The organism is Vibrio sp. V01_P9A10T6, assembly GCF_963877065.1.
GTDB classification, from domain to species: Bacteria; Pseudomonadota; Gammaproteobacteria; order Enterobacterales; family Vibrionaceae; genus Vibrio; species Vibrio anguillarum.
In genome coordinates this window covers 1-20,311 of sequence record NZ_CAWNTB010000139.1, presented here as the reverse complement: position 1 = coordinate 20,311, position 20,311 = coordinate 1, and the positions used below count along the sequence as shown (strand labels likewise).

Below are 20,311 nucleotides of genomic sequence, written 5' to 3'. Positions count from 1 at the left end.
CGTTTCTTTATCAAGGAACGGCTTATTTCTTAGCAGGGTTAAGGTGTGTTATTCAACGTTTTTGCCAAGCGCTGCATACAGTGGCCAGTCACCTTGCTTAACCAGTGCCTTGGTGTATTCGGCGCTCTGCGCAAGATCATAATGGTGCTCAATGCATGGAGAATAAGCGACAACCAATGATGGCCCCTTATGTTCCCCAGCCGCTTGTAGCGTTTTGATCGTGTGGTTCATATTGGCCGCTAAAGCGATTCTTGCCACATAGATACCGGGCAGGTTTTGGTAAAGAGCAACCAAATCTTTGGCGGGATTTGGGTTGGGTAAACTACACAGTTTGGCTGTTTTTCCTTGTGGGGTTGATTTGGATTTTTGCCCACCAGTGTTGGCATAGCATTGAGTATCGAGTACTAAGATATTGATGTTTTCACCGCTGCGTAACACATGGTCAAGGCCGCCAAAACCGATGTCATAAGCCCAGCCATCGCCACCTATCAGCCATACCTGTTTTTCAATCAAATAATCAAGTAATAGCTTTAATTCGGCATGTTGAGTGTCTGACGTTAAGCTTGATTTTATATTGCTCAGTTGTTGTCGACGCTCATCAACGTCAGTGAGTAACTCATTGCTGCCGTGAAGGGAGTGTTGAGCAAAGGCCGTTTGTGCTCGCGCCCCTAAGGCTTTGACGGCTAATCGCATTCCCAGCCCAAATTCCGCGTTATCTTCAAATAGGCTATTAGCCCATGCAGGTCCTCTTCCTTGGGCATCTTGGCTGTAGGGTGTTGTGGGCAAGTTGCCACCAAAAATGGAAGAGCATCCGGTGGCATTAGCAATATAAAGTCGGTCACCAAATAACTGGGTCAAAATCCGAATATAAGGTGTTTCACCACACCCAGCGCAAGCATTAGGGTATTCGAAATAAGGCTCAACATGCTGGATGGTTTTGACATCAATACGGCTCTGTTGGTGGATGTTTTGCATTGGCAGCGCATTAAACAGGGCAAACTGCTGCTGTTCTTGTTCATAACAAAGCGGCTTACTGACCATAGTCAACGCTTTCTGCTCAGGGTCGCGCTTATCTTTGGCTGGGCAAACTTGCGCGCAGAGTTGGCAGCCAGTACAGTCATCGGGCGATACTTGCAATGCGTATTGCGCATCTTGTTGATGACGAGAGCGATAAGGCATGGTTTTAAGCGCGGTCGATGTTTGATGTGATTCGTTGGGTTCGAACACCCGAGCACGAATGGCTGAGTGCGGACATATCGAGACACAGTAACCGCACTGAGTGCAGAGATCCGGATCCCAAACTGGTAATTGTTCGGAGATATCTCGTTTCTCTAAAGAAGAAGTATTGGTTGGCCAAATCCCGTCAGCAGGGTAGGCAGAGACAGGTAAATCTCCCCCTTTCCCAGCGAGTAACCATTCCACCAAAGAAGCGGGTTGGCTGCGCTCTTTGACCGCAAATGATGTTTGCGAGGTTTGTGCGGTGATGGTGAAAGGTGAGTCGTTTATCTCGTGCGCTGCTGCCTCAATGCACGCGAGGTTACGCTCGATAAGTGCGTCAGGTTTTCCTTGTAATTGCGTTTTGCACATTGCTTGCAGAACCAGCAAAGTTGCACGCTGTTGAGAAGGTTCTTGGCTTGGGCTGAGCAGTAAAGTCGCCGCTACTTGCATAGCGACGCTGGCTTTGTTTTTGAGTTGATGCTGAGCGCTTAACTTATCGGCATCGATCGTCACCACTTTGATCTGTTTAGCTTGAATCGTCGATTGCAATGCAAATGGCAGAGAATCCCACAGTGCTTGCCCTATAAGCGATGTGTTGATCAATAGTAGCGCGCGCTGACAGAATCGCTGCGTGATATCGATGTCTTTCAGTAGGCCTAATTGACTGAGCGAAATTAATCTGGCTTGCCGAATCGGGTACGGAGTTTGGATCGGTTGTTCGGAGAGTCGCAAGTGCGTCGTCGTAAGATTGCGTGATTTTTTCGAGTCGTACTCGAACTGAGCATTCACATACCAGTGGTTTTGCTTGCCAAGAGCTTTGAGCACGTTTTTTCCTGCCGAGATGCTACCATCACCACCGTAGCCGTACATCAACACCGTTTGCAGCGCTTCTTCTCGTTCAGGCTGTGAGGTAACGGGTAGGCTAAGATGAGTGACGTCATCATCGATTCCTACCACGAATTCTCTTTTCCGGCCGTGCTCATTTCGCATCATAGCGAAAATGTGCTGCGCATCTTCTGGAAAGAAAGCTTTTCCCGATAAACCATAACGGCCTCGGAATAACTCAATGGGTCGACCACTTTGGTAAATGGCATCAAGCACATCCAGATACAGCGGTTCACCGCTACTTCCGGGTTCTTTAGTGCGGTCCAACACACTGATCTGCTGTACCGATTCAGGCAAGGCGTTGAGTAATGCTTGAGTAGGAAAAGGGCGATAGAGATGAACGGTGACAACACCGACGCTCTCATCTGGCTTGCTTTGAACGTATTGGTTGAGTGTTTCACTGACCGAGCCAAGAGCGATGATTACTCGTGTAGCTTGTGGATGGCCACAGTACTCTACTAAGTGATAGGCACGTCCAGTGAGCTGCGCAAACTCATCCATACAGGTTTGGACAACATCAGGTGCATGCTGTTGATAGCGGTTTTGCGCTTCGCGGCATTGAAAATAAGTATCTGGACCTGCCGTTGCTCCGCGTAAGGTTGGGCGATCGGGCGTTAAGGCGCGCTGACGAAATTCAAGCAATGCGCGATGGGGAAAAAGTTGCGCTACCTGCTCGGTGGTCAGCATGTCTATATTAGTTAAGGTATGAGAGGTGATAAATCCATCAAAAAAATGGACAAACGGTAACCGACTGCGCAGTGAAGCCATGGTCGATATCAACGCCATGTCTTGTGCTTGCTGACCGTTGCTTGCGCATAACATGGCAACGCCCGTTTGCCGAATCGACATCACATCTGAGTGATCGCAAAAAATCGATAGGGCATGGGTTGCGACACTGCGCGCGGCGACATGGATCACGCACGGAGTCAGCTCTCCCACCAATTTATATAAAGTGGGGATCATCAATAATAATCCTTGCGAAGAAGTAAACGTCGTGGCTAATGCACCGCTCATGGCGCTGCCATGCACAACCGCAATGGTTCCCGCTTCAGATTGCATCTCAATTACCTCGGGTGTCTCCCCTAAGATATTGAGCTGATGTTTTGCCGACCATGCTTCACAGCACTCGGCCATGGTGGTACTTGGCGTTATCGGGTATACGGCAATCACTTCATTTAATTGATAGGCTATATTTGCTACCGCAGTATTGGCATCAGTAATCCAATTCATTACTTTGGAAACCTCTTGTGTTTATCGCAATCGTTGCGACTTACGTCTGAAGATGTATGATTCCGTCACTAAGGTGACAAAATCACGAGAAACAAAGATGGTTAAGACGCTAAACATGACGCGAGTAAACGAGACACAACGGGTCATCTTATTGATATGCCTGTATGTGTTGGTTACTACGGTGGGCGTGATTTACCGAAAAAATATCTTAGAAACAGACATGGCAATGCTGTTTTTATTGCTCAACATTGTTAGTGCTTCACTACTTCGTCCACGCAATGCATACCTCATGACCATTATGGGCGTCATAGTGTATTACTACTTCTTATTGCCGGATTACAGTTCGTTCCGTTTTAAGAATGCACAGCATGTGATTACTTTTTCGGTGATGGTGTTCAGTGGGATGTTCGCGATCAATATAACACAGTCACAGAGAAAGCAAATACAGAAAAATAAGCACCTCCAGATGCGCCATAAGACCTATTATCAGCTTGCTTGTCACTTGTCGGCACTGCGAACCAGTGAGCAAATTGCGCAGGCGACCGTGCAATTTCTTAATAAAGAGCTGAGCTTGCCGAGCGCGATTTTATCTGCTCACCCTCACTGGCATCTGCTTGCAAAAAACGATTCGTTTCCGTATGCCCAGCTAGAAGAATTTGATGGCCGTCATGTACCTGCGACCACCACCATTCACTGGCTTAAAGATCGAGAGACAGTATTGGGCGTATTAGCGGTTGAAAAAGATCAACAGGACAAAGTTACCCCGTGGGTCATTTCATTACTCAGTTTGTCACTGGCACGTTCGCAAGCTAACCAAGCGCTTGCGGAAGTGGAAACGGCTAATCAATTAGAAACCATGCGTAGCACGTTATTAGCGTCAGTATCTCATGATTTGAAAACACCATTAGGGACGATCATTGGCGTGGCAACGACGTTGACCGATGCGGGGTTGAAGCTGGATCAAGAGGTGCAAGATGAACTATTGAAATCGATCGCTGAGCAAGGTGAGCGGCTCAATCGTAGTTTAACAAAACTGCTTGATATCACGCGTTACACTAGCGCGGCCCTTGTACCTAAGTTGGATTGGGTCGAACCTGAAGAAGTGCTTGGCAGTGCACTGAGCCGTTTATCTCGACGATTGCGTCACCATCATGTGAATTTAAAAAGTGAACCAATGTTGGTTGAACTCGATAGTTTATTGATTGAACAGGTTATCTCTAACCTGATTGAAAATTCAGCCAAATATACACCTAAAGGAAGTGAGATAGAGATCCAGATAGAATACCGCGATGAGGCGTTTATTTTAACAGTAGCGGACAATGGCCCTGGTATTCCTGAGCAAGAATTAACCCGAATTTTTGAGCGTTTTTATCGCCTCAACCATACCCAAGTCGATGGCACAGGGCTTGGCTTAGCGATATGCCAAGTGATCGTCACCGCACATCACGGTACGATAGTTGCTCGCAACCGTGAAAGCCAAGGTGTTAGTTTTACCGTGGCGATACCATGCCGACTTTACGATTTAAAGGGACTGTATGAACAGTGAAATTAAAATCTTGATCATTGAAGATGAAGCACCGATTCAACGTTTTCTCAACGTGTTGATCAGCGGTTATCAGTATCAAGTCAAAACGGCTGGAACAGCAGAGCAAGGGATAGCCTTAGTCGCAAACTGGAATCCGCATCTGATTTTATTGGATTTAGGCTTACCAGATATGGAAGGTATTGCACTCACCAAAGAGCTTCGGGGTTGGACGCAGACGCCAATCATTGTCATCTCAGCCCGTGATAAGGAATCAGATAAGGTTCAAGCACTTGATGCGGGAGCCAACGATTACTTGATTAAACCATTTGGTAGTGAAGAACTGCTAGCGCGAATACGTGTCGCGTTACGCCAACTGAGCCAACCTCAGCCTCAAGAGTCGGTTTGCTACCAATTCGGCCAGATAGTTGTCGACTTGGCATTTAAGCAAGTGACTAAAAGTGGTGAACCGTTAAAACTGACCAAAACCGAGTACAATATTTTAAAACTTTTGGTGAGAAATATGGGCAAGGTTTTGACTCATAAGCAAATTTTAAAAGAAGTGTGGGGCAGTAACTACATTGAACATCATCATTATGTTCGTATTCATGTTGCCCAGTTGCGTCATAAAGTGGAAGAAAATCCAGCCCAACCTAAACATATTATTACAGAAACAGGGGTAGGATATCGGTTGGTAGAAGGCGAATCAGACCAGTTTGCGGTTTAGGCTACTTTATAAAATCTTTATATCGAGCCTTGCTATCCATACAGCATCTATACGAAGCGCTTGTTAGACTCAATATCGGTTAAGTACTCAGGCAGAGCCAGCGTGAAATGTTAGTGGGATGTTTTGCGAGATATTGGATTAGTGAGCACGTAACAAATACACACATCTTTAGCCGTTTTGTAAGGAGCGCAAGCTTTTTACATTTATAATTAATTATTCTGTTTTAGGGCTCTTTTGAGCCCTTTTTTTATCTATTGTCAGCGTGGCTCGCTGCTATGCTCATACGATTACGAACGCCACGGCCATTTGAACCGTGGCGTAAGGCCGCTATAATTGGCTTTCTTCACTGATGCGAGGGGCTTTTTGCAGTGAACGTTTACGCATTAACCAACCCACCAGTACCGTTGAGATAGCGATCAACAGTGTCATCAGTGGTGCTAATATCAACGCATGATTGGCTATTTTGGCAAGCTTATCGGGCAAAAGAGAAATACCTAAGCCTGAGCCGACCAAAAACAGAATCCACGCCAGCGCGCTCAGTGGTGAGACGAGCAGGAAGCGTGTTGGTGTTACTGCATTACGCAGCCCCATTACCATAGGCAGCAAAGAACGAACTACCGGCAGAAAGCGCCCCATGAACATGGCCAGTAGCCCATACCTTTGGATCAAGTTATCGGTAGTGCGCCACTGTTTTTCTGAGACTTTGTTGAGCCAAGTTGAGACTAATCGCCACTCTTTAAGTTGGTGGCCTTGATAAAAGGCGATCGCACTGCCCAGCCAACCAGCAAAAACCAGCACGCCAATAATGGCATACAGGTTGAGTACCCCAACGGCCGCAAGGCTACCACACAGTACAATCACACTATCGCAAGGCAGCGGCGCTGCTGGAATAAATGCACTTTCAACGAAGATAAGTAATCCAATGCAGAGGTAAAGTAACGACAGATCGACCTGTTGTAGCGCAAACAGATCTTGATGCCATAAGGCAGAGAAAATAGACAAAAAAGTATTCATAACAAGCTTCCTCAATCAGTAAATAGTAATAATTGGTCCGATTGAAAAAGGTGTTAAGCGTGGGCAAAGCGTGAATACAGGTTGGAAAATTGCAGTGCTTTACGCACAAAAACGTGAGTTGATTGACCTATATACAGAGAACAAATGACGACAAACGCAGTGGTACTGAGAGTGTAAAAAAGTAGGGTAGTTTCTGCGCTCGTCTCTTCGTCGTCATCTGAGATTAACCGAAGCCCACTGACTCGTGGCGTTTCATGTCTTGTGGTTAATATCGCTGCATCACGATCAACAAAAAATGGATGACTGGAAAAATGAACATGCTGGATTGTCGTAGACTCACTCGCCGAAAAGCTTTGTGTAGCATTGAGGTTGAGCGAGGAGAACAGGCTCAATAAGCTAAACAAGAAGGCAAACATCAATGACTGGATCATAACTATCGCGAGGCTACTAAAACTGAGGGTGAGTATGCGGCGTGTCAGCGGTGCGTGTAAAGGAATTTTAGCCCTGGAAAAGCGTGAAAAAGTGAGCAGCGCTGCTGCTCACTCATGATGGTTAAATATTAATGATGCAAATTATATTGCTGCCGCGGCTGAGCTCTCACTCGCTTTTGCGCGGTTTTTAAGGAAGGCGTAACCAAAGCCAGTCACCGCCGTACCAGCCGCAATCGCGATTAGGTACATCAGTACAGGTGTAATCGCATTTGGGATCAGTAGGACAAATAAGCCGCCGTGCGGAGCCATTAATTTCGCGCCAAACAGCATAGACAGTGCACCCGTTAACGCGCCGCCTGCCATACAAGCTGGGATAACGCGCATTGGATCTTTCGCTGCAAATGGGATTGCCCCTTCAGAGATAAAGCATAAACCTAGTACAAATGAGGCTTTACCCGCTTCACGCTCACCGGCTTCGAATTTGTCTCTGGCAAGGAAAGTCGCAAGGCCCATACCTAACGCTGGCACCATACCCGCAGCCATAATGGCGGCCATTGGTGCGTAAGTTTGCGAAGCAAGTAGACCAACACCAAAGGTATACGCTGCTTTATTAATCGGCCCGCCTAAGTCAAAGCACATCATCGCGCCTAGGACTACACCCAGAAGTACGGCATTGGCTGAGCCCATGTTGTTTAAGAACTCAGTCATTGCAGCCATGATGCTCGATACAGGGCCACCGACGATGTAGATCATCACCAAGCCAGTAAAGAGACTCGCCACAAATGGAATGATGAGGATTGGTTTTAGCGCTTCCATCGATTGAGGTAAGGAGACTTTATCTGCAATGAATTTAGCGGCGTAACCTGCAATGAAACCGGCCACAATACCGCCAAGAAAACCGGCTCCGGTAGAGCTTGCCAACATCCCGCCAATCAAACCAGGAGCAAGCCCCGGACGGTCAGCAATCGAGAACGCAATAAAACCCGCCATGACAGGGATCATTAATGCAAAGGCTGAACCGCCACCAATGGTCATCAGCGCCGCCGCCAATGTGCCTTGCTCTTTAAACGCTTCAATACCAAACACAAAAGAGAGTGCGATGATCAAACCACCCGCGACTACGACAGGAAGCATGTGAGATACCCCAGTCATCAGGTGCTTGTACACCCCTTTTTTCTCTTCGGTTTGATTGCTATTAGACGCTGACGATTGCGTATAAATAGACGCTTGGTTAAACGCGTTGGTGATCTCTTGCTCGGTTTTTTTCAGTGCAAGGCCAGTACTGGTTTTGTACAGTTTTTTGCCGTTGAAACGATCGAGTGGCACTTCGATATCGGCCGCAATGATCACCAAATCCGCATCAGCAATCTCTTGCGCCGTGAGTTGGTTTTTCGCGCCCACAGAACCCCGTGTCTCTACTTTGATCTGGTGGCCAAGGCGTTTTGCATGGTTTTCTAGCGCTTCTGCCGCCATAAAGGTGTGTGCAACACCCGTTGGACAAGCGGTGATAGCCACGATTTTTTTAGCAGCTTGCGTTACGACTGGCGCAGACACCGTTTTTGCCTCTTGCTCAGTTAGGATAGTCGCTGCACTTATCGCGCTGTTTAAAAAAGTAACGGGATCAGACGTGCAGGCTGAAATGTCATTTTGGTACACTTTTTTGCCGATAAAACGGGTGGTATCTATTGGTGTATTACGAGCAATAACCACCACATCTGCGTTGTCGATTTCACTGCTAGAGAGCGTATGGCCTTGAATGATGCTGGAATGGCATTCAACCACAGCGGTCCAATTGAGCGATTTTGCCGCTTGTTCAAGCAGCCCGGCAGCAATGATGCTGTTTGCAACGCCACTGGGGCATGCGGTAATAATAGCAATCTTCATAGTTACGACCTTCTGTCCTTATGAGTTAGCGCTTAAGCTAACGGGTTGTAATTGGATTTGTTGTTGTAGGGTTTCGAGTTGTTTTCGGTTTGACATACCCACGCCGACTTGCGTAACAGCTAACGCAGAGAGGGCGGTGGCAAAAGTAAGCAGTTCTGTTTTTTCCATCTGCTGCATGTGTCCCCAGCAAAGGCCCGCGACTAAAGTATCGCCTGCGCCAACAGTGCTAACGACCTGCATACGTGGTGGTTTTGCATGCAGCCATTGATGTTGGTTCAACCACATCACGCCATTTGCTCCCATCGACACCACGATATTTTCAATGCCTTTTTCGGCCAGTTGCGCGGCGGCAGCTTGGCATTGCTCAGGAGTGTGTAGTTCACGCCCCACAAATTGAGAAAGCTCTTCATCGTTTGGTTTAATCAACCAAGGCTTTGCGTCAAGACCCGCTTTGAGGGCATCACGACTGCTATCAAACAGCACTTTTTTACCCATGGAGTGCAGTTTTTCGATCCACGAAGCACATAATGCTGGGGAGATGCCCTGTGGCAAGCTACCAGCGAGCACAAAATAGTCGTGATCAGCGGCTAATCTATCGAGAGTGCGTTCGAACTGCTCAATGGCAAGCGGCGTCACTTCGACTCCGGGGAAATTGATGTCGCTCACTTCGCCCGATTTCTCGACCAATTTCACGTTAATACGGGTTGCACCATCAACACGAACAAACTCATCAATTGCGGCCATTTGATCAAATAGCTGACAGAACCACTCTTGGTTATCACGGCCAAGAAATCCGGTCACAGTCACCTTTGCACCGAGATCGCTCAGTACTTTCGCAACATTAACCCCTTTACCTGCGGCGTGAAGCGAGCCTTGTTTGACTAGGCTCACTGAGCCAACATTCAGCACATCCAAGCTACCTGTTAAATCAAGCGCTGGGTTGAGCGTGATAGTGACGACTTTATTTGTCATGACTTAATCCTCACCCTTCACCTAGACCAGAAGCAATCGCTTTACCGATCGACTCTAATGCTTGCTCGGCGTCTGGCCCCTCAGCTGAAAACTGAAGCTGGTGGCCATGTTTTACGCCCAGCGCAATGACTTTCATCAGGCTTTTCGCGTTGGCTGTTTTTCCGTCGCCATCTAAGTTAGACACTTTGATATTGGCTTCAAATTTCTTCGCTTCGGCCACCAACATCGCTCCTGGACGAGCGTGCAGACCATGTGCGTTTTTGATTTTGAATACCGCAACCTTGCTTGCTGCGCTCTCATCTTTTGCCGGAGCTTGTTCATTGTCATTGCTGAAGAAAGCCAATAATTGGGCAGCATTCGCATTGAGCAAGGTTTCTTGCTGCTGCTGAAGCACAAGCTGCGTGAGCTTATCCAGAATGTTTTGGTGAGCATTATTACAAGCGGCAATCGCGATCAAGGCTTTGACGTTGAGTTGATTGTATTCACACGCATTGGCGGTTGACACAAATGAAATGCCCGTGCGTTTGACCGCTTTGTCACTGCTGATTAACCACAATCCCTTGCCTAGGTGGGTTGGCTCTTTCGTGACCAGTTCGGCAACAAATTCATTGTCGGCACAGCCGGTATTGCGTAGCAAACCGCCAGCGACGGCGCTCATTTGTACCATATCACTGGCAGGGAAAAGCAGTTGGATCAACGAAGCATCAAAATCAGGCTCAAATTGCACTTCGCCATTGAGGAGTGCAATGACATCATTGGCACTGGACGCTTGTTTCAGTTTTTCTTCAACGCCATCGGCGGACAACACTTGCGTCAGTTGCTTCAGCATGCCCAAGTGTTCATCGGATTTCGCTGCAATACCAATCGCGACATAAACGGTTGCGTCGTTACCCCAGTCAACGCCGTTGGGGAAGTGGTGAACGGCAACACCCGTTTGCTTAACCAGTTGACGTGTATCGGTTGTACCGTGTGGGATCGCGATACCATTACCAAGAAAGGTCGAATTCTGAGCTTCACGGTTAAGCATGCCATCGACATAACCTGCTTCGACGAACTCTTTGTTGGTTAGATCCGCTGCGATAGCTCGAATCGCCTCTTGCTTGTTCGTGGGTGATTGGCCCAAAGTAATATTGTTGGAATTGAGTTGCAGCATTTTGGCCTCTTTGCCTTACGGCTTAATTCGTTATCACTTTTAAGTATGGTTTTCACCTAAGTGATAGTTTATTAATATGACTTATTCAAGCTGAATCGTTTCAGCTTTTTTCCCAAAAAAATTCAGCAAACCTATTTTTGACGAAAAATGGTGCTGTTCAACTTATTACTCGCACTGCTCATTTTTTATAACACTCACATTTGGTGATCTTTATATCGATGAAGTGATGGTCAAATGTAGCCTTAGTTATCATTTTGTAATTTTGCTGAATCCTTTCAGCTTTTATACTGAATCGATTCAGCGTATAATTCAACTTCATCAAGGATCAAAAAATGAGTTCTATGATCCGACGCACAGAACAAGAGTGGTTGATATGACACTAGATGAGATAGCGAAGTTAGCGGGAGTCTCTAAAACCACCGCCAGTTATGTAATCAATGGCAAAGCGCAGAAGTACCGCATTAGTGAAAAAACCCAGCAGAAAGTGATGGCCGTGGTGGATGCTCATAATTACCGTCCCGATCATGCCGCTTCTGCTTTGCGAGCAGGAAATAGCCGCTCTTTTGGGCTCATCATCCCTGATCTTGAGAACACCAGTTACGCGCGTCTTGCTAAATTGTTAGAGCAGAACTCTCGTCAAGCGGGTTACCAAATTCTCATCGCCTGTTCGGACGATGACCCGCATACCGAAATGTCGGTGGTAGATGCCTTGGTCTCACGCCGCATCGATGCGCTATTTGTCGCCAGCGCGATTTCTCACGCCAGTGAGTTTTATCTCAAGTTGCAACATTCAGGCACTCCGGTTATTGCGATTGACCGCCCGTTAGATGATGAATTTTTCGCCTGTGTGATCAGTGAAGATTTCAACGCCGCGTTTGAATTGACTCACTCTCTATTAACGCCGGAGATCAAAACCGTTGGTTTGGTCGGTGCATTACCAGAGCTTAATATTTCGCAAGAACGCCAGTTGGGGTTTGAATCAGCGCTGAGAGCGAGAAATGTGCACAGTGTCATCGGTTATGGCGCGCACTTTAATCGAGAAGAGGGCAAACGAGTGGTGAATGAATGGATCGCCAACAACACTATGCCGGATGCGATCGTCGCGACTTCTTACACTCTGCTTGAAGGGATTTTAGATGTATTGTTTGAAAACCCAAGCTTGATGAATCGTGTGAAGTTATCGACATTTGGTGACAACCGTCTACTTGATTTCTTGCCGATTAAAATCAACTCGTTGCCGCAGCAGTTTGAGCTGATTGCCGACAGCGCACTTGCTTTGGCCCTCAACGCTTCGGCAAAACGTTATCAAGCTGGTATTGAATTGGTGCCTCGTAAACTGAAAGTTCGTATCCATTGATGGTCACTTTTTAGCTTAATTTTTATAAAGTCATCAAGAAAATTCACGTAACCTAAGCTCTGTTTTTCTCGATCTTACGTCGCTTTTCTTGGTTAATCGCGTATTATGAAGCACTTTGATTTTCGGTATTTTTAGGGTTGGAATGAAGTTTCTTCACACCTCTGACTGGCATCTCGGTCGACAATTTCACAACGTTTCTTTATTGGATGATCAGCGCGCAGTACTCAATCAATTGATTGAGTATCTGCAGTGTAATCGGGTGGATGCTTTAATCGTCGCCGGAGATATCTACGATCGTTCAGTTCCACCGACTGCAGCCATTGAATTGATGGATGATATAGTCAACCGCGTGTGCAACGAGCTTTCCATCCCCTTAATTATGATCCCCGGTAACCACGACGGGGCGAAGCGTTTAGGCTTTGCGGCCAAGCAGATGCAACACTCGGGCTTGTACATTATTAGCAATTTTGAACAGATGATGCAGCCTGTGGTACTAAAATCAGCCATTGCTGGTGAAGTGGCATTTTATGGTATGCCTTATAACGACCCTGAAGTCGTTCGCCACCACTTTGGAGAGGCCGTAACCAGTCATGATGAAGCCCATCAATACCTTATTGAGAAGATTATATCGCAGTGGAATCCGTCACAACGTCACGTCATGATTAGCCACTGCTTTGTTGATGGCGCTATCGAATCTGACTCTGAACGTCCTTTGTCCATTGGCGGCTCTGATCGTGTCAGTCATCAACACTTTGTACCTTTTGATTATGTTGCGCTCGGTCATCTGCACCAACCGCAGAAAAAAGGGGAAGAGTATATCCGTTACTCTGGCTCTCTAATGAAATACAGCTTTTCAGAGCAGCACCACAAGAAAGGAGCGACCTTGGTTGAATTTGATGAACAAGGTTTTGCCAGCGCCACGCATGTGCCACTGACTGCTCCTCATAGCATGCGTATTATTGAAGGTGAGTTGCTGGAGATCATCGAGCAAGGTAAAACAGACCCACACAACCACGATTATCTGTTGGTTCGTCTTACCGACAAACACGCGATACTGGACCCGATGGAAAAACTGCGTCAATCCTACCCCAACGTACTGCATTTAGAAAAACCGGGCATGTTGGTGGGAGTTGATCAAGCAATGGGGCGTGCACGTTTGGCACGCGGTGAGGTGGATATGTTCCGCGATTTTTTCTTAGAAGCTAAGCAAGAAGCGTTAACCGCAGCGCAAGAGCAAGCGGTGATCGACGTCATTCAAGCACTAAAGCCGGGAGCCCAAGCCTAATGCGTCCAATACAATTGACCCTGCAAGCATTTGGCCCCTTTGCTCATAAAGAAGTGGTGGATTTTACCGCTTTGGGTGCCTCGCCGCTATTTTTGATTAATGGTCCAACCGGAGCGGGCAAAAGTTCACTGCTCGATGCCATTTGCTACGCTTTGTATGGTGAAACGACAGGCAGTGAGCGCACTGGTGATCAAATGCGCTGCGACTACGCGGACCCGCACACGCTCACCGAAATCAGCTACCAGTTCGAGCTTGGCGGGCGAATCTACCAAGTTGATCGCTCGCCCGACCAAGAAGTGCCGAAAAAACGCGGTGAAGGCTCAACAAAAAAATCCCATGCCGCGAGCTTGTTTGAATGGGTCGATGGCGAAATGAAATTGCTTGCTAACAAACCCAATCCCGTCGGTAAAGCAATGGTGGAATTGATCGGTTTAGATGTAAAACAGTTTCGCCAAGTGATGGTCATCCCCCAAGGGAAATTTCGTGAATTACTGACTGCCAACTCCAAAGAGCGGGAGCAAATCTTTGGTCAGTTGTTTCAAACTCACATTTATAGCCAAATTGAACGAGCGCTGTTTGAGAAAGCGGCGGGGATCCGCAAAGCGAAAGAAGAATTTGATCACCAAATTAAAGGCGCATTGGACGTCGTGAACGCAACTAGCGAGTCACACCTTGAAGCGTGCATTGCTGAGCTGTCACCCCAATTAACGGCCGCTCACGCAGCGTACCTAGATGCCCAGCAAAGGTTTGATGCAGCGAGCAGCGAGCAAAAAGCGGCGCAAGCCCTTGCTAAACAATTTCAAGAGCAGCGTCAACTCGTGCAACTTAAAGCCGATCACGATGCACAATCGTCAGTCATCGATGCGGTAAAAGCTCAAAGGCATCAAGCCTTGCAAGCTACGCGCTTAGATTCACCCTATTACGAATTACAATCGTCACAACGTCAGTTAGAAGCGGCCAACCAAGCAAGAGTCGAAAAAGAGCAAGCGCTTACACAGTCACAACAGCAGTGGCAACAAGCCAAAGCGGCTCAAGAAGACGCGGCAGAAAAAGTCAAAATAGTGCCGAATCTGATGCAACAAATTTATGACTTAAACCTAATCAAAACTAAGCTTGTTGAACGGGAGCATCATCAAAAAGCGCTGCAACAAGCCTTACGTGAAGTGGAGCTCGCGACGCAAAATCGCCACAACTTGCGCACCGCTGTTGAGCAGTTTGAGCAGCAAATTATGCTTAAGCGTCAAGAGTGCGAAAGAGTCAACCAACAGTTGGCTGAGTTAAAAGTACAGCGCTTAGAGCTTGAAACCATCAAACAGCAGATTGATCGCTTATTAAAGCTGCAGCAGCTTGAACAGCGTTTAGCCACAGAGCAAGCTGCACTGAGCCATAGTCAGCAGCAGTTTGAGTTGGCGCAGCGCGCAACATTGGACGCGAAGCAGCAAGCTGATAAATTAGAGCTGATTTGGCACACCAACCAAGCCGCCGAGCTGGCTCGAACCTTGGATCAAGGCGACGAGTGCCCAGTGTGTGGCAGTTGCGATCATCCTAAATTAGCGCGTTATACCGGAGAAACGGTGACTAAGGTGCAAGTGCAGCAGGCAAGAGCGATACAGCAAAATAAACTAACCACTGAGCAAGAAGCGCTGAAGCAGCAACAACTGCGAGAGACCCAATACGCACGGCTTGAGCAAGAGATGGCAAGTTTGAGGGAGTCATTATCTGGAAATACGCAAAGTTTAGTGCAACTGCTGCAAGCTCAAAGCGATCTTGAGCATTCCATTGCTCATCTTGAATCGCTCAATCCAGAGCAATTAGCTCAACAATTGACAAAATTAGAATTGCAGTTAGCACAAGCTAAGCAAAATGCTGAAACGCAGCAGCATAAAGTCGAACAAGCCACCCTGACGGTTGCCAAAGAGCAGACTGAAGTTTCTGCATTAAGCCAAGGGATCCCGGAGCTGTATCAAGACAGTTTGCATTTGAACGAATCTTTAACCCAGTTAGAGCTGCAATTGGCTAATCTCAACCGTTTAGATGCGGAAACCAAAGCGCGCTTCAACCAAGCGAACGCCGATTTTTCTGGTGCGAAAGCGGCGTTGGCGGCGGCGGTCGAACACCAGATACATTGGCAAAATGCGTTTACGCAGTCACAGCAGCAGTGGCACAGTGCGCTGATTGAGAGCCAGTTCGACGATACTGAGCACTATTTACAGGCACGTTTATCTTCACAGCAGATCGAGCAGCTTGAAAAGCAGATTAAACAATTTGACGAAAGAAGTACGACGTTAAACGCTCAGCTTCAAACATTAGCCAGTGATCTGAGTGAAAAAAGTGAGCCCAATCTTGCTGAGTATGCAAGCGCGGTCGAGGCTGTAGCCATGTTACAGCAAAGCGCATTGGATCAATGGAGCACGTTACGGTCTAAAATGGATGCCTTAACCAGTGTGAAAGAAAAAATCGCTATTTTACATATAAAAAATGAAGCCTTAGAGCAAGAGTACCAAGTCTTTGGGACTTTGAGCGATATCGCCAACGGCAAAACAGGCGCTAAAGTGAGTTTACATCGCTTTGTTCTTGGCGTGCTGTTAGATGATGTGCTGATCCAAGCCTCAATGAGGCTGCAGATCATGAGTAAGGGGCGTTATCTGCTCAAGCGTAAAGAAGATCGCGCCAAAGGTAATGTGGGTTCAGGGCTTGATCTGATGGTCGAAGATGGCTATACCGGAAAATGGCGAGATGTGGCGACCTTGTCAGGTGGTGAATCTTTTATGGCGGCGTTGTCATTAGCACTGGGGTTATCGGATGTGGTGCAATCATACAGCGGCGGTATTAAACTGGATACACTGTTCATCGATGAAGGTTTTGGCAGTTTAGATCCTGAGTCATTGGACTTGGCGATTCAAACCCTTGTCGACTTACAACAAGGAGGCCGAACGATCGGCATCATTTCTCACGTGAGCGAGCTGAAAGAGCAAATAGCCTTACGCATTGATGTCGATGTGGCGAGAAACAACGGCAGTTCAATAAGACTTGTTGCATAATGAATGGGAATGTAGGTTATCTTGTGCTAGTTATTAATAAGCATAGCGTGGCGAGTGTGACTCACTTCGGCGTTTTAAAAGACCAGGTTATGCATAATGATGATTATAAAAATGAATGTATCAGTTTGGTAAGGTTGCATGGACGTAGTAAAAAAAATATACCAGTACGCTGAGCCGAACCTCACCCTTGTGGGATGGATGGGGTTCATTGGTTTTCCCCTTTATTATTACGTGTGGACTTATCTCTTTCCACAACCTTATGAAAGTATGGAGTTACGGGCGATTTGCGCCATTTTATTTGCGGGGATTATTTTTCGCAATTCAACGCCGAAACATTTACAGCACTACTTACCTTACTATTACTTGTTTTCAATAGGATTTTGTTTGCCATTCTTTTTTGGCTACATGATGCTGATGAACGATTGGTCAACGATCTGGGCGATGTCGTTCATGGCGTCTATTTTCCTCCATATTCTCCTAGTCCACGAAACAAAAGTCATGCTGATTCAAGCAGCTATTGCATTAGCATGTGCTTACTTTGTGACTTATGGCGTAATGAACGCGGAACTGCGAGTGATGGTGGAATGGCCGCATGTACCGATTTTTCTATTTACTTACATTTTTGGCAACCTGTTTTATTTTCGTAATCAAATTGAACATGAAGCGAAGGTGTCGATTGCCAAGTCTTTTGGCGCAGGGATTGCGCATGAAATGAGAAATCCATTAAGTGCGTTAAAAGCGTCAATTGAAGTAATGGGTTCAGTATTGCCCAATCCTACTGCATCCAAATCAGAATCTTATACGCTACCGTCTAAAGATTTAGAGCTGATTGCTGGGCTATTAAGAGATGCTGATGAAGTCATTCGCTCCGGTAATGAGACCATTGATTTGCTGTTAACCTCGATTGATCAAAATAGGGTCTCAACATCGACTTTTAAAAAGCATGCTGTAAAGCCTGTTATAGAAGAGGCACTGCGCAGTTTTTCTTATAAAAGACCAGAAGACAGGCAGGCAGTGACTCTTAAGGTGGTGGATGACTTTGATTTTTTAGGCAGCAGTACACTGTTAAAATACGTGCTCTACAATCTACTCAAGAATGCGTTCTACTATCAAAATAACGATATGTTTAATATCCATATCACCTTGAAATCAAGTGAGAATTGCCACCAAATTACAGTGAAAGACAATGGTGTTGGTATTGAACCTCATTTGTTGGACGATATTTTTAAAGACTTTTATACCTTCGGTAAAAATGGCAGCTATGGGCTGGGGTTACCCTTTTGCCGTAAAGTAATGCATGCTTTTGGAGGGGATATTATCTGCCGTTCTGAACTTGGAGAGTGGACGGAGTTTACCTTAAGGTTTCCCGAGTATGATTCGCAAGCCGTTGCTAATATTAAACTCGATCTCATGAAGGCGAAATCTCTGCTTTATATCGGTAAGACAAGCATAGTGAATCGTTATCTCAGTGAGAAATCGTTCTATCTTGGTTTCCAGCTTAATGTCTTAGAGCCTGAGAGTGCTTTGCGTCGAGAAGAGTTTGAATTTGAGTTTGATCTGATCTTTGTGGATCTGCAAACGTTGGATGAAACGCCGGATTACTTAACCAAACTGGAACCTAAACTGCATTTTACACAAGCAAAAGTTTGCTATTTATATGACCAAAATCAGCGTTACGCGCTGACGATGGAGCGTCATTTAACCATTTACCCAATTGAAAAGCACAAATTGTTATTGGATGGATCGGCGATTATTGATGAACTACTCTTTGAAACGGAAGAGCTTATTGCCGATAAAAATGTTATCCCGTTAAAACAATATGATTATGAAAAACGAATTTTGTTGGTCGATGATAACCATTCCTTACGTAGCTTCACCGCTCTGTTGCTAGAAAAACAAGGGTATGAAGTACTGCAAGCGAGCGATGGGGAATTAGCATTACAAATGTTGGCCAATAATTCAATTGACTTGGTGTTAATGGATATTGAAATGCCGATTATGGATGGTATTTCGGCCACTTTATCTATCCGTTCATCCACCGCTTCTTACAGTAAAGTGCCTATTATTGGGCATACGGGTGACAATAGCCCTTCAACGATAGAAAAAATCCGAACATCAGGTATGAATGATTACGTTTTAAAACCAGCGGATAAAACGCTATTATTAAAAAAATTAAGTCACTGGATTTAATAACCCTAGGTGAAACCTAGGGTTATTCCTTACCTTATCCCTCTTATTTGTGGTTGCACCATTGGTTTAGTATGTCGATGCGTGACTTACTTGAAATAGAGACTACTATCATTTTGGGCCCTTTCACACACGGTTAATATGGTATCAATTTGTGAGTCAGTGACATTACTATTTAACGAAAGCCGAATAATGTTTTTATTCTTTGAAGTGGCAGGCCTGCAAAAAACAGCACCAAATATTTGATTCTCTTCTAAATAATCGCGAACTTTTTCTGTATTTCGTTCATCTCCGGTTTCTAGCGCTATGATTTGGGACTCACTTCGTACGCTTAGCCCTATACTATTTAGTCCACGACGCAGTGTGTGTGCATTGCGATGCAACTGAGTTCTTTTAGAATCGGCTGATTTGATAATGTCCAATGTCGCTTCTAACGCTTCGACTTCATAAGGCAAAATAGTTGAACTAAAAATAGCGGGATAACCCACAAAAGGGATGCAGTGATTCACATTATTATTCGCCCATATAGCGCCAGCGCGATACGCGAACGTTTTTGCAAGACTTGCCGTAATAAAGTCAACCTCTGCTGTTAACCCTAATTCACTGACAAGTCCTGCACCTTTTTCGCCATGTGTGCCAAGTGAATGCGACTCATCAACTAAAATGGCGCATCCATACTCTTTGGCGATAGTGACCAAATCGGTGAGTGGTGCAATCGTACCTATAGTGCTGTAAATCGAATCAACCACAATGAGCCCTGGGCCGTGCCGAGCGATCAGTTTTTGCAAATGATCACAATTATTGTGCATGAATGGGTGAATATTGGCATTAGCATAACGAGCACCTTCCCACATTGACATGTGAGCAAAAAAATCAATGTAGACGTTACTTTGTGGCCCACACACGGCTTGCAACAAGGCAGTATTAGCATTCCATCCTGATTGAGAAAGAAGGCAACTATCAAAGCCTACAAATTCTGCAAATTTCGTTTCTAATGAAGGTTTAGACTCTTCATCTTGTAGAAAAATAGCGGACATAAAAACACTATCATGTGTTTTATCGATGGCATTTTTCAGCCGTGCTTTAATTAATGGATGATCAGCCAAGTTTAAATAATCATTACTTTGTAACACTATGTCGTTTTTTGTTGGCCTTTTCCCTAGGACTAGGTGTTTTCCGTTAGCATTTGCATTAATCAAATCATTGATAAAATAGTCAATTCTAGATTGTATAGAAGCCGGTAGTTCGTGTTTCCACTTACGTGAATTCATGGTTATATCCTTTATATGTTTTTAATTAAATGCCAGCTGACAAAGGATATATTGAATATTAATTTAAAATTGTCACGAGTGAGTTTTTATTATTTTGGCTGCTATTGCAAATTAAGGTATAGTGTCTTTTATAT

13 protein-coding genes are annotated in these 20,311 nt (G+C 45.8%); 6 read left to right on the top strand and 7 right to left on the bottom strand.

Features of this window, described 5'->3' with window-relative positions:
• Positions 1-48: 48 nt before the first annotated feature.
• A complete protein-coding gene (nifJ, locus tag AACQ21_RS07460) occupies positions 49-3,333 on the bottom strand; it encodes a pyruvate:ferredoxin (flavodoxin) oxidoreductase (RefSeq protein ID WP_105977155.1) in 3,285 nt (1,094 codons plus the stop codon).
• Positions 3,334-3,448: 115 nt separating this feature from the next.
• Here nifJ and AACQ21_RS07455 point away from each other — a divergent pair, with 115 nt between their 5' ends.
• Positions 3,449-4,879 carry a sensor histidine kinase gene (locus tag AACQ21_RS07455; RefSeq protein ID WP_105977154.1) on the top strand — a complete coding sequence of 477 codons (1,431 nt, stop codon included), beginning with the start codon at positions 3,449-3,451 and terminating at the stop codon, positions 4,877-4,879.
• A complete protein-coding gene (locus tag AACQ21_RS07450; protein ID WP_017046943.1) occupies positions 4,869-5,582 on the top strand; it encodes a response regulator in 714 nt (237 codons plus the stop codon). The genes AACQ21_RS07455 and AACQ21_RS07450 overlap by 11 nt, the downstream gene beginning before the upstream one ends.
• Positions 5,583-5,909: 327 nt before the next feature.
• Here the strand turns inward: AACQ21_RS07450 and AACQ21_RS07445 are convergent, their stop codons facing one another.
• The 5 genes from AACQ21_RS07445 to fruB form a co-directional block, all read right to left on the bottom strand.
• A complete protein-coding gene (locus AACQ21_RS07445; RefSeq protein WP_026027215.1) occupies positions 5,910-6,596 on the bottom strand; it encodes a DedA family protein in 687 nt (228 codons plus the stop codon).
• A 53-nt stretch (positions 6,597-6,649) separates the two neighbouring features.
• On the bottom strand, positions 6,650-7,027 hold the full coding sequence (locus tag AACQ21_RS07440) for a hypothetical protein (protein ID WP_234782774.1): 378 nt from the start codon (positions 7,025-7,027) through the stop codon (positions 6,650-6,652).
• A 141-nt stretch (positions 7,028-7,168) separates the two neighbouring features.
• On the bottom strand, positions 7,169-8,911 hold the full coding sequence (gene fruA / locus AACQ21_RS07435; RefSeq protein WP_105977153.1) for a PTS fructose transporter subunit IIBC: 1,743 nt from the start codon (positions 8,909-8,911) through the stop codon (positions 7,169-7,171).
• An 18-nt stretch (positions 8,912-8,929) separates the two neighbouring features.
• Positions 8,930-9,883: a 1-phosphofructokinase gene (pfkB, locus tag AACQ21_RS07430; RefSeq protein WP_105977152.1), complete on the bottom strand. Its 954-nt coding sequence runs from the start codon at positions 9,881-9,883 to the stop codon at positions 8,930-8,932.
• A 10-nt stretch (positions 9,884-9,893) separates the two neighbouring features.
• Positions 9,894-11,036, bottom strand: coding sequence for a fused PTS fructose transporter subunit IIA/HPr protein (gene fruB, locus AACQ21_RS07425; protein WP_105977151.1), 1,143 nt, complete (start codon positions 11,034-11,036; stop codon positions 9,894-9,896).
• A gap of 226 nt (positions 11,037-11,262) precedes the next feature.
• Between fruB and cra the strand changes: the two genes are divergently transcribed.
• From cra to AACQ21_RS07405, 4 genes are all read left to right on the top strand, one after another.
• A complete protein-coding gene (cra, locus tag AACQ21_RS07420; RefSeq protein WP_181185563.1) occupies positions 11,263-12,393 on the top strand; it encodes a catabolite repressor/activator in 1,131 nt (376 codons plus the stop codon).
• A 142-nt stretch (positions 12,394-12,535) separates the two neighbouring features.
• On the top strand, positions 12,536-13,678 hold the full coding sequence (locus AACQ21_RS07415) for an exonuclease SbcCD subunit D (protein WP_105977149.1): 1,143 nt from the start codon (positions 12,536-12,538) through the stop codon (positions 13,676-13,678).
• Positions 13,678-16,719 carry an SbcC/MukB-like Walker B domain-containing protein gene (locus tag AACQ21_RS07410; protein WP_105977148.1) on the top strand — a complete coding sequence of 1,014 codons (3,042 nt, stop codon included), beginning with the start codon at positions 13,678-13,680 and terminating at the stop codon, positions 16,717-16,719. The genes AACQ21_RS07415 and AACQ21_RS07410 overlap by 1 nt, the downstream gene beginning before the upstream one ends.
• Positions 16,720-16,857: 138 nt before the next feature.
• Complete coding sequence (locus tag AACQ21_RS07405) at positions 16,858-18,909, top strand: ATP-binding response regulator (RefSeq protein ID WP_105977147.1); 2,052 nt, start codon at positions 16,858-16,860, stop codon at positions 18,907-18,909.
• 86 nt (positions 18,910-18,995) lie between these two features.
• Here AACQ21_RS07405 and cqsA read toward each other — a convergent pair whose 3' ends face one another.
• The gene (gene cqsA / locus AACQ21_RS07400) at positions 18,996-20,177 is read right to left on the bottom strand and encodes an alpha-hydroxyketone-type quorum-sensing autoinducer synthase (RefSeq protein WP_105977146.1); all 1,182 of its coding nucleotides are present in this window, start codon (positions 20,175-20,177) and stop codon (positions 18,996-18,998) included.
• Between the last annotated feature and the right edge of the window lie 134 nt (positions 20,178-20,311).

Coding starts and splice junctions, on each gene's coding strand:
- cra (WP_181185563.1), top strand. CDS start 11,263: ATGGTCAAATGTAGCCTTAGTTATCATTTTGTAATTTTGCTGAATCCT.
- AACQ21_RS07440 (WP_234782774.1), bottom strand. CDS start 7,027: ATGATCCAGTCATTGATGTTTGCCTTCTTGTTTAGCTTATTGAGCCTG.
- AACQ21_RS07455 (WP_105977154.1), top strand. CDS start 3,449: ATGACGCGAGTAAACGAGACACAACGGGTCATCTTATTGATATGCCTG.
- AACQ21_RS07410 (WP_105977148.1), top strand. CDS start 13,678: ATGCGTCCAATACAATTGACCCTGCAAGCATTTGGCCCCTTTGCTCAT.
- cqsA (WP_105977146.1), bottom strand. CDS start 20,177: ATGAATTCACGTAAGTGGAAACACGAACTACCGGCTTCTATACAATCT.
- pfkB (WP_105977152.1), bottom strand. CDS start 9,883: ATGACAAATAAAGTCGTCACTATCACGCTCAACCCAGCGCTTGATTTA.
- fruA (WP_105977153.1), bottom strand. CDS start 8,911: ATGAAGATTGCTATTATTACCGCATGCCCCAGTGGCGTTGCAAACAGC.
- AACQ21_RS07415 (WP_105977149.1), top strand. CDS start 12,536: ATGAAGTTTCTTCACACCTCTGACTGGCATCTCGGTCGACAATTTCAC.
- AACQ21_RS07405 (WP_105977147.1), top strand. CDS start 16,858: ATGGACGTAGTAAAAAAAATATACCAGTACGCTGAGCCGAACCTCACC.
- AACQ21_RS07450 (WP_017046943.1), top strand. CDS start 4,869: ATGAACAGTGAAATTAAAATCTTGATCATTGAAGATGAAGCACCGATT.
- fruB (WP_105977151.1), bottom strand. CDS start 11,036: ATGCTGCAACTCAATTCCAACAATATTACTTTGGGCCAATCACCCACG.
- nifJ (WP_105977155.1), bottom strand. CDS start 3,333: ATGAATTGGATTACTGATGCCAATACTGCGGTAGCAAATATAGCCTAT.
- AACQ21_RS07445 (WP_026027215.1), bottom strand. CDS start 6,596: ATGAATACTTTTTTGTCTATTTTCTCTGCCTTATGGCATCAAGATCTG.